This is a genomic window from Serratia sp. TSO36, assembly GCF_057808395.1.
In genome coordinates this window covers 153,323-168,326 of sequence record NZ_JBJZOU010000014.1, presented here as the reverse complement: position 1 = coordinate 168,326, position 15,004 = coordinate 153,323, and the positions used below count along the sequence as shown (strand labels likewise).

The following is a 15,004-nucleotide window of genomic DNA, read 5'->3' as shown; positions in this document are numbered from 1 at the left end:
ATGAAACAGCTTCAGACACTCAACGATGTAACGCGCTTGGCGCATGAACTTACGCTTCCGGACAAGGCGTTTATCAATGGCCGTTTCGCCCCGGCGCGTTCCGGTAAAACCTTGACGACGTACAACCCGGCGACCGGTGAAGCCATCGTAAATCTTGCTGCCTGCGATGAATCCGACGTTAACGCGGCGGTGAGCACGGCTCGCACAGCCTTTGAGGCCGGAAGCTGGAGCAAATTGGCTCCGGGCGAACGCAAGGCGGTGCTGCTAAAACTGGCGGCGCTGATGGAACAGCAGCTCGCATCGCTGGCTGTGCTGGAAAGCCTCGACAGCGGTAAGCCGGTCAGCGAGTGTCTGGCGGTGGACGTACCTGAGACTATCCATGTGCTGAAGTGGCATGCGGAAGCCATCGACAAGCTTTACGACCACACGGCGCCGGTAGGCAATAATGCGATGGCGCTGATAGTGCGTGAACCGATTGGCGTGGTGGGCTGCGTTCTGCCGTGGAATTTCCCGCTGCTGATGCTCGCTTGGAAAATTGGCCCGGCATTGGCGGCAGGGTGTTCGGTGGTGGTGAAACCGGCTGAACAAACGTCTCTGACGTCGCTGCGCGTGGCTGAACTGGCGTTTGAAGCGGGCGTTCCTGCGGGGGTATTGAATATTGTGACCGGTACCGGAAAAGAAGTCGGCGAGCCGATTGGTTTGCATCCGGATATTGATATGGTGAGCTTTACCGGCTCCACCGCCACCGGACGTCGCTTCCTGCACTATGCGGCGGAATCCAATCTCAAAAAGGTCGTGCTGGAGTGCGGCGGCAAAAACCCGGCGCTGGTGTTTAACGATGCCGACGATATCGCTGCGGTTGCCGGACATGTGCTTAACGGTGCGTTCTGGAACATGGGCGAGAACTGCTCCGCGACCTCGCGCCTGCTGGTGCAGGAAGATGTGAAGGAGGCGCTGTTGGCGGAAATGGCGAAGCAAATCGGTAACTGGACGATGGGTAACCCGTTCGATCCGCGCAATCGGCTGGGTGCGATGATCTCTCCTGAGCACTTTAGTAAGGTGAGCCGCTATCTTGATATCGCGCGCCAGGAAGGGTTACCTATTCTGCACGGAGGTAACACGAAGCAGGGGGCTTACGTGCAGCCGACCATCATCGATGGTGTGACGCCGGAAAGCGCGCTGTTCCGGGAGGAGATTTTCGGCCCGGTGCTGTGCGTCACCACGTTTAAAACCGAAGGCGAGGCCATCACGCTGGCCAACGACACCCCATACGGCCTGGCGGCGTCGGTTTATACCGGCAAGCTTAATCGCGCCATCCGCGTTTCTCGCGCTATTCGCGCCGGAACAGTGACCGTGAACTGCTTCGGAGAGGGGGACGCAACCACGCCGTTTGGCGGCTACAGGCAGTCCGGTTTTGGCGGTCGCGATAAATCAGTGTTTGCGCTTGACCAGTACACCGAGCTGAAGACCATCTGGGTTGATGTTGCTGAAGACGACGCCTGAAGCCGTGCTTCGCGGCCTGGAAGACAGAATCCATTTCTATTTCTGTCTTCTGGTGGCGGTGGGGCTGTCGAAGAAGCTGGGACGCATTACCTCCAACCGGCAAAAAAATTCCTTTATTATTAAATGGCTAAAGAATGCTCGGGAGATGGGATCTTTCCATCAGTGCGCCGACAGTGAAATTGTCTGGCTGCGTGGGGAGATCCTGCGTCATTCGCCCGATCGGGACCCGGAACCGGTTCTGATGCTGATTTACCGGACAGCCAGTAAAATGCACAGAACGTGATCGCCGTTGCGGATAAATTTTGCCGTAGCTTACCTTTATCTGTAGGTTAAGCAGCATCATAGTTAAGCATCACGGGTCGATTTTCAGGAGGCGGTAATGAGAACGGGTAAGACAGCGCTGTACGAGGATCTCAAGCGGCTTATCTTAACGATGGAACTCGACCCGGATGAGCTGCTGGATGAAGCCAGTCTGACCGCTCAGTACGGCCTGTCACGGACACCGGTGCGCGAAGTGTTTCAGCGCCTGGCAGGTGAAGGGTATCTCGAGATCGTTGAAAAGCGTGGCGTACGCGTGATTCCCATGAGCCATGCCACGCTGCGCAACTTTTTCCTGGTGGCACCGATGATCTATGCGGCCACCGGGCGCCTTGCAGCTCAGCACTACAAACCCGCGCAGTTGAAGGCGCTAAAAGAAACTCAAAAGCGCTTTCGCAAAGCGGTTCAGAGCCATGATGTCGAAGCGTTGGCTCTGGAGAACAACCGCTTTCACGAGATCATGGGGGAAATGGCGGCTAACCCCTATTTGCAACCGAGCCTCGGACGCTTGCTGATCGATCATTGTCGTATCGGTCACACCTTTTTCCGTCCACGTAATGATGACATGGAGCGGCGTTTACAACTGGCTGCCGATCATCACGATGCGTTTATCGTCGCACTGGAAGCGCACGATGAGCAGGCGGTAGTGGATCTGGTGTTCGAACACTGGGAACTCTCCCGGGAAAACATGGAGATCTTTATTGCGCCGCAGGGACTTAAGGCCGATGAGCGCATCCAGTCACCTGAATAACCCCACCTGATGGCGTGCTCCCAGGCATTCGCTTGGGGGCTACTTTCAAATCGTAACCCGCCCTGAGCGTTACTCGCTCGGGGCTTTTCTACGTCAAAATTAACCTGGATTTAACTATTTTTATACTTGTTGTATACATGAGATATTCATCACGTATTCATTATTTCGACATGGATAACATGAGTTCATACCGCGCTTACTGACCTGCTAAGCGCAAAAGAAAAATAACAGCGAACCGGAGTAAACAGCGTGCAAAAGATCACTTCTCTCCCTGCTGATGACGCCCTGCCAGGGTGGTATCACACCAGCCCATCTCGCCCCCCACGGCCTGCTCACGTGGGGCAAAAACACGCTCGCTGGGCCATTGTGGGAGCCGGGTTAACCGGGCTGGCAGCCGCCCGCCAGATGGCGATCCACTTTCCTGACGATGAAATTGTACTGATTGAAGCGCAGGAAGTGGGCTATGGCCCTGCCGGGCGCAATGCGGGTTTTGCCATTGATGTGCCGCACGATATCGGCGCCAAGGACTACATCGGCGATGTCAAAACCGCCAGGCTTATCCTGCAGCTCAATACGCTGGGGCAGAACTATCTGCGTGCTATTGTGCAGGAGCACGGAATTGAGTGTCAGATGTCAGAATCCGGGAAATATCAAGCTGCCGTGGGCGAGCAGGGCGTGGCGATTCTTGAGGCCTACCGCCGCGGGCTAGAGAAGATTGGCCGCGAAACGCAGATGATAACGGGCAAGGATCTACCTGACCACATCGGCACCCGTTACTACAAACAGGCGCTTTATATTCCCGGCACCATCCTGCTGCAACCGTCGGCGCTGGTGAAAGGGCTGGCGAACAATCTGCCATCGAACGTGACGCTTTACGAGTATACGCCGATCACGGCTATTAATTATGGCGACAAAGTGACGCTGGTGCATGACAAAGGCAGCATCACGGCAGATAAGTTGATTCTGGCGAACAACGCATTTGCGTCGCACTTTGGCTTCCTGCGCGGACGCCTGCTGCCGACCTTCCTGTACGGTAGCCTGACCCGCCCGCTGACCGCCGATGAGCAGACCCGGCTGGGCGGCAAACCGGTCTGGGGCGTTATCCCCGCGCATCCGTTTGGCAGCACCGTACGCCGGACGGTAGATAACCGCATACTGGTACGCAACAGCTTCAGCTTCCACCCTGATGGTCGTCCGCGCGAGCACCATCTGAAGAACTTTATCGCTAACCACCGTAAATCCTTTGAGCGCCGTTTTCCGACGCTTGACCAGGTTGATTTCGCCTATTCCTGGAGTGGGGCTATTTGTCTGTCGGAGAATCATGAGGGTTTCTTCGGCCAGCTGGCACCCAACGTGTACGGCGCGCTGTGCTGCAACGGGTTGGGTATCACGCGCGGCACGGCTACCGGCAAACTGCTGGCGGATATGATTGCCGGTGAGCGCAATGAGTTGATCGACTTCCTTGTGGCGTCACCGGGCCCGAATAAAACCCCGCCGGAGCCGTTCCTCTCCATCGGCGTTAATTCAGTACTGAAATGGGGGCAATATAGAGCAGGCTCAGAAGTTTAGTCTTTCTCACCCGAACCATCATCGTTGCCGAGCGTTTACTGGAATGCCCACGAAACCAACCAGACCGCCATGCGGCTGTATGACCAGATGGCGGAGCGCCCCGGTTTTGTGATGTACCGCAAGGCGCTTTGACGTGGGGGGAAAAAATCTCCGCACATCACCTAATGCCGGTCACTTAAGCCTGACTGGTATTTTTTATCCAGTCTCTTTACGTGTCGTGCAGGATGAATTGCCGTAAATGTCCGTATTTCTCTGTTACTGCAATGAACGGCAATTGGAGGGGCCGAAGGCGCGGCCCCTCCACCCGCGCCTTCGCTTAACACCGTCTATCCTCTGTGCGGAAATTACTCGGCCCATCCTGGGCCTCGCCCCTTCGGGGCCGCTGCAAGCAGCGTTCAAATCTGCTCCCGGCAGATTTGTCCTCGCCGCGTCTGCGTTGTCGGGCGGGTCGGCTGCGACAAACGTCCCTGTTAGTCTCGCCTCAACCGGCCTTCCCTGGCCGGTTGCCCCTGACAACGCCGTCTTGCTCGGCAGCCGATGATGCGCGCCAAAGGTCAACACCCGTGCTGGCGGCTACCGGGCAACCCGTCCTTTATGAGGTTATGGCAGAGAAGAGGAATCGGAGATGAGCACGGTATTGGACGCCCTTGAAGACGCCGAACGCAGGCATAGCGCATTAGGCGAAACCGCCATGGACGGCGGTTTCAGGTGAGACAGGCAGGGACGCCTGTCGCAACCGGCCTCAATGCGGTATGGCGGAGAGAGGGAAGTTGGCAAAGCCAACCGTCTGATAGGGCAAAGGCGCGGGTTGCCAGGGGCCGCGCCTTCGGCTCCTGGCTCGGTCGAGGTGCGTGAGTCACATGGGGCATCTCACTTTTATCGACCGAAAATCTCACGAACGACTGCATAAAAACGCTAACTGACCAGCATTACGCACATCGCCCAATCTTATTTTACTTTTTAGGAACAAGACGGCGGTTTTTGCCGGTGTCAGGCCGGCTGGGGCGTGGCTGCTTCAGCAGTTTCTGCGCCAAACGAGCAACTGCCGTCAATACATTGATACACAAATATATTTTCCCTTGATGAATAAACAGGTGCTCGGACCGTTAAAACTGGCAATAATAGGCGGGTCGGCCGCTTATCTTCTCCTCATCGTCGACGGTTGTGACACGAACAGATTGTCACCTTACACAGCAGAAGTCTCTGGATCCAAGATGCAAACCACCTCGTTGTCCGATACCCGGAAAATCTGGCCCGCACTCACCGTCTTTTTGTTGGTGTTCGCGGCTTGCCTGCTGGGCATCGTCAGCCGTCCCGTCGGATTTTTGGCGGTATTCTGGCCGGTCAACGCCGTACTGCTGGCGGTTCTGGTGCGCTGCCCGCAGTGGGCTACGCGCGCCGGCTGGGGCATGGCGGTGCTGGGGTATCTGGCGGCGGATCTGCTGACTGGCAGCTCGCTGCAAAAGGCGTTGCTGCTGAACGCCGCCAATCTGACCGGCGTGGTGGTGGGGTATCTGCTGTTCATGCGGCTGTCGCCGCCGGCGCGCATGCTGCAGCGCGGCGCCTCCAGCATGTATCTGTTCGGTATTTGCCTGGCCGCCGCCGCCGCGACCGGTGTAGTGGGCGCGGGAGTCTCGCAGTGGCTGTTCGGCAGACCCTATTTAACCTCGCTGGCGCTGTGGTTCTCGTCCGAATTCACCAACTACGTCACGCTGATGCCGTTCATTCTGGTGTTTCCCGCTGATTGGCGCTATCGCCTGCGCGTGGCCTGCGCCATGTTGACGCAGCGCAGCCAATGGCCGCAGGCGGGGCGAAAAATGGCGGTGTTGGCGCTGCTGGCGCTGGCGGCGGTCTGCAGCGTGCTGATCGGCGGCCCCGGCGCCGTAATCTTCCCCATGCCGGTGCTGCTGTGGCTGGCGATGTCCTTTTCGCTGTTCAGCACCATGATCGCGGTGCTGGTTTATGTGCTGTGGTGCCATCTGGCGATCGATTTCGGGTTGCTGAGCACCACGCTCGACATGAAGGTGCTGCAGAACACGGTATCGATGCGTTTGGGTATCGCGCTGCTGGCGCTGGGGCCGATTGCCGTCGCCAGCATGAACTATGCGCGCAACGCGCTGTTGCGCACACTGGAGCACGTGGCGAGTCACGATGCGTTGACCCACGTGCTGACGCGCAATGCGTTTATGCAGCGCGGCGAGCGAGTGATCGACCAGAAAGGCGAGCTGGTGTGCGTCATGATGCTCGACATCGATTACTTCAAATCGATCAATGATCGTTTCGGCCACGCCGGTGGCGATCAGGCGCTGATGGCGTTTACCCGTGCGATTGCCGCCGATCTGAGCGTCGATGATCTGTTCGGCCGCATGGGCGGGGAAGAGTTCGCCATCGTCTCGACGCTCGGCCAGCCACAGCAGGGGGTGCAGCTGGCCGAACGGCTGCGGCAACGCATTGAGGCGGAATCGATCACCATGCCGGCTGGCCATCCGCTGCAGATCACCGTCAGCATCGGCATGGTAACCTGCCCGGGTGGTTCCGGTCACAGCCTGGTCGACCTGCTCAAACTGGCGGATCTGGCGGTATACAAAGCGAAAAACGCCGGCCGTAACCGGGTCGCCACGCCGGAATCTTGTCCGCCGAACGATCCTGACCGCTGAACTTCCGATCCGTGCCGCGCGCCCGCCGTCTAAACTGGTAGGGGGCGCGGACTACTTTGCCCGCGCTGAACCGACTGTCCTTAATCAGACAAGAGGATATCAGAATGAAATACGTAGACGGGTTTGTGGTGGCGGTGCCGGCCGCCAATAAGGAGGCATATCACCGGTTGGCGGCCGCAGCGGCGCCGCTGTTTAAAGAGTTTGGCGCCACGCGCGTCGTGGAGTGCTGGGGCGATGATGTGCCCGACGGCAAACTTACCGACTTTCGCGGCGCGGTGAAGGCGCAGGAAGGCGAAGTGGTGGTGTTCAGCTGGATAGAGTACCCCTCCAAGGCGGTGCGCGACGCCGCCAACGAGAAAATGATGAACGATCCGCGCATGAAGGCGCTGGGCGAGATGCCGTTTGACGGCAAGCGCATGATCTTTGGCGGGTTCGCGCCGATCCTCGATACCTGAAGGAGGCGCAGATGGCCAGAATTACGCAACATCTGTGGTTTGAAAAAGACATGGAGGCGGCGCTGAATTGCTATGTCGCGCTGATCCCCGGTTCGTCCGTGAACTGGTTTTCCGATCTGCCGGCGGATACGCCGAGCGGCCCGGCCGGCAGCGTGAAGCTGGCTTCCTTCACCCTGGGCGACCAGCGCTATGCGGCGATCGAAGCCGGGCCGTTGGATCCGTTCAACCACAGCTTCTCCGTGATGGTGGAATGCGACGATCAGGCGGAGGTCGACCGGCTGTGGGACGCGTTGTGCGTGGGCGGCGAGGCGGAGCAGTGCGGCTGGCTGCGCGATCGCTGGGGGTTGTGCTGGCAGATCGTGCCGCGGCGCCTGACCGAACTGATGAACGATCCTGACGCCGCCCGCGTGCGGCGGGTCACGGAAGCGATGCTGCTGATGGGCAAAATCGACATCGCCGGCCTGGAAGCGGCGGCGCGGGGTTAGCGGATAAAAGATGCATCGAGAGCGCAGCACTTAACGCATCGGCGCTGGTTTCCCTCGGCATTCCCGGCGGCACCGCCGCGAAAACCGGCGGTGCGCCGATTTTGCCGGGCGTGGCGGGTATTCTGATCTGGTTTGGCGTCGCGGCCGGCTAGCGCCGCGCTTGCATCAATCTGTTGCACCTCAAGTTCAGTATTTATCATTTGTCAGCCGCCGGCGTTCGCGGCATGGTGACGGCAACGCCAAATCAGTCAGGGACATTTATGCAAAAATCACAGATTCAACCGTGGGTTGCGCAGCATCCGCTGTTGCAACGAATGGTCGCCCTCGAGCCTATCACCTGGTTCAATCAGCGTGCGACAACGCTGGCCGCAGGCTTGCCCCATGTCGGCCTGACCGCCGCCGACGTCGCCGCCGCGGAGCAGCGCCTGGCGCGCTTTGCGCCTTATCTCGCCGTGGCCTTCCCGGAAACCCAGCCGACAAAGGGGATCATCGAATCCGAGCTGGTGGCGATCCCCACCATGCAGCAGGCGTTGGACCGGCGCTATGGGCTGCGGCTTGGCGGGAAGCTGCTGCTGAAAAAGGACAGCCATCTGCCGATCTCCGGCTCAATCAAGGCGCGCGGCGGCATTTACGAGGTGCTGACGCACGCGGAGAAGCTGGCGCTGGAGGCGGGGCTGCTGCAGATTGGCGACGACTACGCCCGGCTGTTTTCCGACGAGTTTCGCCAGTTCTTCCGCCAGTACCGCATCGCCGTCGGTTCGACCGGCAACCTGGGGCTCTCTATCGGCATCATCAGCGCCCGACTGGGGTTTGACGTCAGCGTCCACATGTCGGCGGATGCGCGGGCGTGGAAGAAGCAAAAGTTGCGCGACAACGGCGTCACGGTGGTGGAGTACGCCGAAGATTACGGCGTGGCGGTCGAGCAGGGGCGCAAGCAGGCGGCGAGCGATCCGCGCTGTTTCTTTATCGATGATGAAAACTCGCAAACCCTGTTTCTCGGCTACGCGGTGGCCGGCGGCCGCCTGAAGCGGCAGTTTGACCAACAGGGCATCGTAGTGGACGCACAGCATCCGCTGTTCGTGTATCTGCCGTGCGGCGTCGGCGGTGGGCCGGGCGGCGTGGCGTTTGGCCTCAAGCTGGCCTTCGGCGACCATGTTCACTGCGTTTTCGCCGAGCCGACCCATTCGCCCTGCATGTTGCTCGGCGTTTACAGCGGGCTGCACGACGGCATTGCGGTGCAGGATCTTGGCATCGATAACCGCACCGCGGCGGACGGGCTGGCGGTGGGGCGCGCCTCCGGCTTTGTCGGCCGGGCGATGGAGCGCCTGTTGAGCGCGTTTTACACCCTGAGCGACGAAGAGATGTTTGCGCTGCTCGGGCTGTTGGACAAGCACGAGCATCTTCAGCTGGAGCCGTCTGCGCTGGCCGGCATGGCCGGGCCGTGGCGCGTTGCAGCCCATGCGAGGGCGCTCAGCGAACAAGGCATCAGCGCCGAGAGTCTGGCGCAGGCGACGCACCTGGTATGGGCGACCGGTGGCGGCATGGTGCCGCCGGCGGAAATGGCGAAGTACCTCGCCGCCGGGCAGGCGTCTCTGAGTCAATAAGGGCGTTTCTTGCGCTCGCTCCCTTTTTAGAGGGCGAGCGCCGTTCGAAAAGCCTCTGTGCCTTCAGGCCGATGGTCAGCGCCAAACAGGGTAGCGCCAATGTTTCTAAAATGTTAATTGAATCACAAACCCTCATTCTGTGGTAACGGAAAAAATAACCCCATCCCATTAATAGTAAATAAAATTATTTTATTTACCGTCCTCTGATGTTCGTTTATCGCACGCTTATTGTTTTAACAATATTGAAGCATTCGCCGTGGGGTGGTTTGATTTAATTGTCGATTAACGAACTATGTTCCGATAATCGCACAAATTAACCCTCTTGCCGGTACGCAACCGGCTGTTCTGTGCGGTGAGGGTTGCCGCACCCCCTGAGGAGCAAGCCATGCCACACGATAACAACGTAGAAATCCGAGGGTTTATCGATGACCAGCCATTTTCTCGCTACCAGTGGTTGATACTGGTTTTGTGTTTCTTGGCGGTAGCGCTGGACGGCTTCGATACCGCCATTATCGGTTTCATTGCCACGTCGCTGGTGCAGGAATGGGGAATAGAAAAGACCTCTCTGGGGCCGGTGATGAGCGCTGCTTTGGTCGGCCTGGCGGTGGGCGCGTTGGCCGCCGGGCCGTTGGCGGATCGCATCGGGCGCAAGAAAGTGCTGGTGATCTCGCTGCTGCTGTTCGGCGGCTTCAGTTTGTTGACCGCCTTCGCCGGCTCGCTGTCGACGCTGACGCTGTTGCGTTTCCTGACCGGGCTGGGATTGGGGGCGGCCATGCCCAATGCCGCCACGCTGATGTCGGAATATGCGCCTCAGCGCTGCCGGGCTTTGATGGTGAATCTGATGTTTTGCGGTTTTCCTCTCGGCTCATCGCTGGGCGGCTTTTCTTCCGCCTGGCTGATCCCGCATTTCGGCTGGCAGAGCGTGATGGTGCTGGGTGGCGTCATGCCGCTGCTGCTGGCGCTGGTCTTGATCGCCGCCTTGCCTGAATCCGCGCGCTTTATGGTTGCGCGCGGCTATGCCGCAGAACGCATCGCCAAAGTGTTGAAGCGCATTGCGCCACTGCCAAAGACGCCGCATTTCATGTTGCAGGAAGAGGGGCAGATAAAGGCGGCCTCGCCGCTGGGGATGATTTTTTCCCGTCGCTATCTGCTGGGCACCTTGATGCTGTGCCTGACTTACTTTATGGGGTTGATGATTTTCTATCTGCTGACCAGTTGGCTGCCCCTGTTGATCCGTGAAACCGGCGCTTCCGTCACGCAGGCGTCGCTGATCACCGCGCTGTTTCCGCTCGGCGGGGGGCTCGGCGTATTGATTATCGGTTGGTTGATGGATCGCATGAACCCGCACAAGGTGGTGGCCGTCGGCTATTTGCTCACCGGCCTGTTCGTCGGCATCATCGGCTTTGTCTATAGCTACCCGCCGCTGATGGCGATCACGGTGTTCATCGCCGGCACCTGCATGAACGGCGCGCAGTCATCCATGCCGGCCCTGGCGGCCGGATTTTATCCCACCCAGAGCCGGGCGACCGGCGTGGCATGGATGCTCGGTCTCGGGCGTTTTGGCGGCATTCTGGGGGCGATGAGCGGTGGTGCGCTGATGCAGATGCAGCTGTCGTTCAGCACCATATTCACACTGCTGGCCATCCCGGCGCTGATCGCGGCGCTGGCGTTGATCGCCAAGCACCTTTCCGGCTACCCGGCGCTGCCGGCGCCGCTCAATAAAAATGCTGTGAGGGAATAATACTATGCGCACACAGGTTGCGATAATCGGCGCCGGACCGGCCGGCTTGATGTTGTCTCATCTGCTGCATCTGCAGGGCGTGGAATCGGTGGTGTTGGAAACGCGCAGCCGGGCGGCGGTGGAATCGACCATTCGCGCCGGGGTGCTCGAACAAGGGACGGTCGATCTGCTCAACCAGGTCGGATTGGGAGAGCGGATGCGGCGGGAAGGGGCGCGGCATCAGGGGATCCGGCTGGCATTCGGTGGCCGTCAGCACCGCATCGATCTGGCGGGATTGACCGACCGCGCCGTCACCGTTTATGCCCAGCACGAAGTCTTGAAAGACCTGATCGCCGCGCGTGTGGCGTCGCAGGGGCAACTGTTTTTCGAGGTGGAGCAGGTTGAATTGAAGGCGCTGGACAGCGCGCAGCCCGAGGTTCACTACCGTCACGCAGACCAGCCGCGCCAGCTCCGCTGCGACTTCGTCATCGGATGCGACGGATTCCACGGCATCAGCCGCGCGGCGATGCCCGGCGGGCTGCGGCAGGATTACACCCGCATCTATCCGTTCGGCTGGTTCGGCATTCTGGTCGAAGCGCCGCCGTCCAGCGACGAGCTGATCTACGCCTGCCATCCGCGCGGCTTTGCGCTGATCAGCACCCGTTCGGCCGGCGTACAGCGCATGTATTTTCAGTGCGATCCGGCGGAACAGGTCGATCAATGGTCGGACGATCGCATCTGGCACGAACTGGAACAGCGGCTGGAAAACCATGAAGGCTGGGCGCTGAAAAAGGGCCGTATCTTCCAGAAAAACGTGGTCGGCATGCGCAGCTTCGTTACAGAACCGATGCGCTACAGACGCCTGCTGCTGGCGGGCGACGCGGCGCATATCGTGCCGCCGACCGGCGCCAAAGGGCTGAATCTGGCGATGGCCGATGTCTGCCTGTTGTCCCAGGCGCTGGAGACGTTTTACCGGCGAGGCGACTGGCAACGGCTGGACGAGTACAGCGACACCGCTTTGCAGCGGGTCTGGCGCGCAGAGCATTTTTCTTGGTGGATGACCCACATGCTGCATACCCGTCGGGACGACACGCCTTTCGAGCATCGGCTGCAACTGTCAGAATTGCAGTACACGGTGAAATCGCGCAGCGCCATGACGATGCTGGCGGAGAATTATGTCGGGGCACCATTCCCGGCACTATAAGCGAAAATGCCCATGCCGTGAGGCATGGGCGGCGTGCGGCGAGCAGGGATCCCTGATTGCCTGCGTGCGGTTACAGCTGTTCGCCGTTGCTGGCGATCACCCGGCGGTACCAGTCGAAGCTCTTCTTGCGCGAGCGCTCGAGCGTGCCGGTGCCGTCGTCGTGTTTGTCGACGTAGATGAAGCCGTAGCGTTTGCTGTACTCGCCGGTGGTGAACGACACGCAGTCGATGCAGCCCCACGGCGTGTAGCCGATCAGGTCTACGCCGTCTTCAATCACCGCTTTTTTCATCTCTTCGATATGGGCGCGCAGATAGTCGATGCGGTAGTCATCGTTGATCTGACCGTCCGCTTCCACCTTGTCGAAGGCGCCGAAGCCGTTCTCCACGATAAACAGCGGCTTCTGGTAGCGTTCATACAGCACGTTCAGCGAATAGCGCAGCCCGACCGGATCGATCTGCCAGCCCCAGTCGGAGGCCTTGACGTGCGGGTTCGGCACGTTGCCCGGGAAGCCGAACATGCCGTCGCTGCCGTCCACCGCGTTAGCCTGCAGGGCGTTGCTCATGTAATAGCTGAAGCCGATGTAGTCGGTGCAGCCCTCGCGCAGGATCTGCGCGTCCTGCGGCTGCATCTCTATCTTCAGCCCTTTGCGTTCCCAATCGCGCAGCAGGTAGCTTGGGTAGTAACCGCGCATCTGCACGTCGGTATACAGATAGCGTTGGTGCATCGCCTCGACGGCGTACATCACGTCGTCCGGCTTGCAGGAGTACGGGTAGAACGGCACGCAGGCCAGCATGCAGCCGATCTTGAATTCCGGGTTGATCTGATGGCCGAGTTTGACCACCTGCGCGCTGGCGACGAACTGGTGGTGCAGCACCTGATACAGCGCCTGTTCCGGGTTGTCTTCCCGGGTGTAGTCCACGCCGGAGCAGCAGTAGCCGAACAGCGGATAACGGTAGTTGCTCTGGTTGTTGATCTCGTTGAAGGTCATCCAGTACTTCACTTTTTCGCGGTAGCGGCGCATCACCACCTCGCTGAAGCGCACGAAGAACTCCACCACCCGGCGATTTTTCCAGCCGCCGTAGGCCTTCACCAGATGGTAAGGCATTTCGAAGTGCGACAGGGTGATCACCGGCTGGATGCCGTATTTCAGCAGTTCGTCGAACAGATCGTCGTAAAACTGCAGGCCGGCTTCGTTCGGCGCCGCTTCGTCGCCGTTCGGGAAGATGCGCGTCCAGGCGATCGAGGTGCGGAAGCATTTGAAGCCCATCTCGGCGAACAGCGCCACGTCCTGCTTATAGCGGCCGTAGAAATCCACCGCTTCGTGGTTGGGGTAGCGATAGCCGTCGAGCACGCCGTCGGTCATCACGCGATCCACGCCGTGCGAGCCGCCGGACAGCACGTCGGCGATGCTGGGCCCTTTACCGCCCCGATCCCAACCGCCTTCAACCTGGTGCGCGGCGACCGCGCCCCCCCACAGAAAATCCTTCGGCAACTGTTTCATCGTCAATGTCTCATCGGTTTATTTAATGAAGGGTAATAACGCTGCGTTGAGAATAGAGTAGCAAGAGCGAAAGAAATGTCACGATATAACAAATCACCGTGGAAAGTGATTTGTCACAATAAAAAAACAGCCTGTTTTATTTGGCCGAATTAATATGCCCAAGCCGTTTGCCGATGGTTTCAATAATGTAAAGCACGGGGATCTGCGTGGTGATATTGTGATGCCCGCCGATCAAATGCTGCGGAACGTGGTAGGAGAGGTTGAAGTCCGCCAGCCGCGCCAGCGAAGAGGTTTCGTTGTTGGTAATGCTGATGATCTTGCAGTGGTGCAGGCTGAACTGGCTGGCCAGCCGCAGGATCTCTTCGGTTTCGCCGGTAACCGACAGCACGATCGCCACCGCGTTTTTATACATGTCGCTGTTGACGGGATAATAAGGATCGTCGATGTGAGTGCTGAATTTCCCAACGTTGGAAAAAAAGCGCGCGCCATATTTCCCCAATGCGCCTGAGGTGCTGATGCCGACGAAAATAATTCGCTCGGCGGCGGCGATATGCTGCACCGCCTGATCGATCAGCTGATTAAACTCATCGTTGCTGACGCTTTTAAAAAAGCTGAGGATTTCGCCGATGCCGGAATCGACCGGCGGCGCATCGCTCTGTTCGAGATACAGCTTGAAACGAATGCGAAATTCCGAATAGCCGTCACAGCCCATTTTCTTGCAAAACCGCAGCACGGTAGTGGTGGACACGCCGGCGGCCTCGGCCAGCTCGCGGATGGTCATGTACATCACTTGATTCTTGTGTTTGCTGACGTAGTTATAAACCATCAGCTCCAGGGCGTTGAGCTCGGCGATTGCTTTATGGGTAAACATGAGTCGGTCCGGCGGCTGAAAACGGGAAACTTATCTGCGGCTTAACATAGCAAAATTCACCGCTGCTGGCACTGCCGGGCAAAAAGAAAAGCCGCACCAGTCAGGCGCGGCCCAGGGTTCACGACGAACAAATAAAGCAAAACGTTCCGGAAGACATGCCATGAAAACGCGTTTCATCACACCGGATTAGCATAAGTCAGCGGATCCCGGCGGCAAAATGCCGGTTTCTGCTTTCTAAAGTGAAAGATCGGCAAAGTTATGGCGCCGAGGCCGCATTGGCGAACGCCAATAATCACGGGGAGCAATCATAAAACCGAGCTTATCTATAGGAAATTTATAGAAAATACCCACTTTTCGTTAAAGCCA

At 58.8% G+C, this 15,004-nt stretch carries 12 protein-coding genes; 10 read left to right on the top strand and 2 right to left on the bottom strand.

The annotated features are described in order from the left end of the window. The 10 genes from ACK3CV_RS13085 (at position 1) to ACK3CV_RS13040 (ending at position 12,266) form a co-directional block, all read left to right on the top strand. Positions 1-1,503, top strand: coding sequence for an aldehyde dehydrogenase (locus tag ACK3CV_RS13085; RefSeq protein WP_164141003.1), 1,503 nt, complete (start codon positions 1-3; stop codon positions 1,501-1,503). Continuing rightward, complete coding sequence (locus tag ACK3CV_RS13080) at positions 1,481-1,786, top strand: hypothetical protein (protein WP_048321600.1); 306 nt, start codon at positions 1,481-1,483, stop codon at positions 1,784-1,786. Before ACK3CV_RS13085 ends, ACK3CV_RS13080 begins: the two co-directional genes overlap by 23 nt. Positions 1,787-1,882: 96 nt before the next feature. Next, the gene (locus tag ACK3CV_RS13075; RefSeq protein WP_033648377.1) at positions 1,883-2,572 is read left to right on the top strand and encodes a GntR family transcriptional regulator; all 690 of its coding nucleotides are present in this window, start codon (positions 1,883-1,885) and stop codon (positions 2,570-2,572) included. A 249-nt stretch (positions 2,573-2,821) separates the two neighbouring features. Next, a complete protein-coding gene (locus ACK3CV_RS13070) occupies positions 2,822-4,141 on the top strand; it encodes an NAD(P)/FAD-dependent oxidoreductase (RefSeq protein WP_060430264.1) in 1,320 nt (439 codons plus the stop codon). Positions 4,142-5,355: 1,214 nt separating this feature from the next. Then, entirely contained in the window at positions 5,356-6,798 is a 1,443-nt protein-coding gene (locus ACK3CV_RS13065; RefSeq protein ID WP_164141005.1) for a GGDEF domain-containing protein, read from the top strand. Positions 6,799-6,902: 104 nt separating this feature from the next. Continuing rightward, positions 6,903-7,253: a DUF1428 domain-containing protein gene (locus ACK3CV_RS13060; RefSeq protein WP_033634599.1), complete on the top strand. Its 351-nt coding sequence runs from the start codon at positions 6,903-6,905 to the stop codon at positions 7,251-7,253. Between the two features lie 11 nt (positions 7,254-7,264). Further along, entirely contained in the window at positions 7,265-7,738 is a 474-nt protein-coding gene (locus ACK3CV_RS13055; protein WP_033634598.1) for a VOC family protein, read from the top strand. Between the two features lie 260 nt (positions 7,739-7,998). Then, the gene (dsdA, locus tag ACK3CV_RS13050) at positions 7,999-9,342 is read left to right on the top strand and encodes a D-serine ammonia-lyase (protein ID WP_164141006.1); all 1,344 of its coding nucleotides are present in this window, start codon (positions 7,999-8,001) and stop codon (positions 9,340-9,342) included. A gap of 385 nt (positions 9,343-9,727) precedes the next feature. Then, positions 9,728-11,083 (top strand): MFS transporter, encoded by a 1,356-nt coding sequence (locus ACK3CV_RS13045; protein WP_041035185.1) that lies wholly within the window; start codon positions 9,728-9,730, stop codon positions 11,081-11,083. Positions 11,084-11,087: 4 nt separating this feature from the next. Beyond that, positions 11,088-12,266 (top strand): 4-hydroxybenzoate 3-monooxygenase, encoded by a 1,179-nt coding sequence (locus ACK3CV_RS13040; RefSeq protein ID WP_164039247.1) that lies wholly within the window; start codon positions 11,088-11,090, stop codon positions 12,264-12,266. Between the two features lie 70 nt (positions 12,267-12,336). On the opposite strand, the gene ACK3CV_RS13035 is transcribed toward ACK3CV_RS13040, so the two are convergent. Then, positions 12,337-13,773: a 6-phospho-beta-glucosidase gene (locus ACK3CV_RS13035; protein WP_101426945.1), complete on the bottom strand. Its 1,437-nt coding sequence runs from the start codon at positions 13,771-13,773 to the stop codon at positions 12,337-12,339. Between the two features lie 130 nt (positions 13,774-13,903). Beyond that, on the bottom strand, positions 13,904-14,638 hold the full coding sequence (locus tag ACK3CV_RS13030; RefSeq protein WP_033648369.1) for a MurR/RpiR family transcriptional regulator: 735 nt from the start codon (positions 14,636-14,638) through the stop codon (positions 13,904-13,906). Between the last annotated feature and the right edge of the window lie 366 nt (positions 14,639-15,004).

Excerpts from the sequence above, each read along its gene's own strand:
- ACK3CV_RS13055 (WP_033634598.1), top strand. The coding sequence starts at position 7,265 with ATGGCCAGAATTACGCAACATCTGTGGTTTGAAAAAGACATGGAGGCG.
- dsdA (WP_164141006.1), top strand. The coding sequence starts at position 7,999 with ATGCAAAAATCACAGATTCAACCGTGGGTTGCGCAGCATCCGCTGTTG.
- ACK3CV_RS13045 (WP_041035185.1), top strand. The coding sequence starts at position 9,728 with ATGCCACACGATAACAACGTAGAAATCCGAGGGTTTATCGATGACCAG.
- ACK3CV_RS13075 (WP_033648377.1), top strand. The coding sequence starts at position 1,883 with ATGAGAACGGGTAAGACAGCGCTGTACGAGGATCTCAAGCGGCTTATC.
- ACK3CV_RS13065 (WP_164141005.1), top strand. The coding sequence starts at position 5,356 with ATGCAAACCACCTCGTTGTCCGATACCCGGAAAATCTGGCCCGCACTC.
- ACK3CV_RS13040 (WP_164039247.1), top strand. The coding sequence starts at position 11,088 with ATGCGCACACAGGTTGCGATAATCGGCGCCGGACCGGCCGGCTTGATG.
- ACK3CV_RS13080 (WP_048321600.1), top strand. The coding sequence starts at position 1,481 with ATGTTGCTGAAGACGACGCCTGAAGCCGTGCTTCGCGGCCTGGAAGAC.
- ACK3CV_RS13060 (WP_033634599.1), top strand. The coding sequence starts at position 6,903 with ATGAAATACGTAGACGGGTTTGTGGTGGCGGTGCCGGCCGCCAATAAG.
- ACK3CV_RS13030 (WP_033648369.1), bottom strand. The coding sequence starts at position 14,638 with ATGTTTACCCATAAAGCAATCGCCGAGCTCAACGCCCTGGAGCTGATG.
- ACK3CV_RS13085 (WP_164141003.1), top strand. The coding sequence starts at position 1 with ATGAAACAGCTTCAGACACTCAACGATGTAACGCGCTTGGCGCATGAA.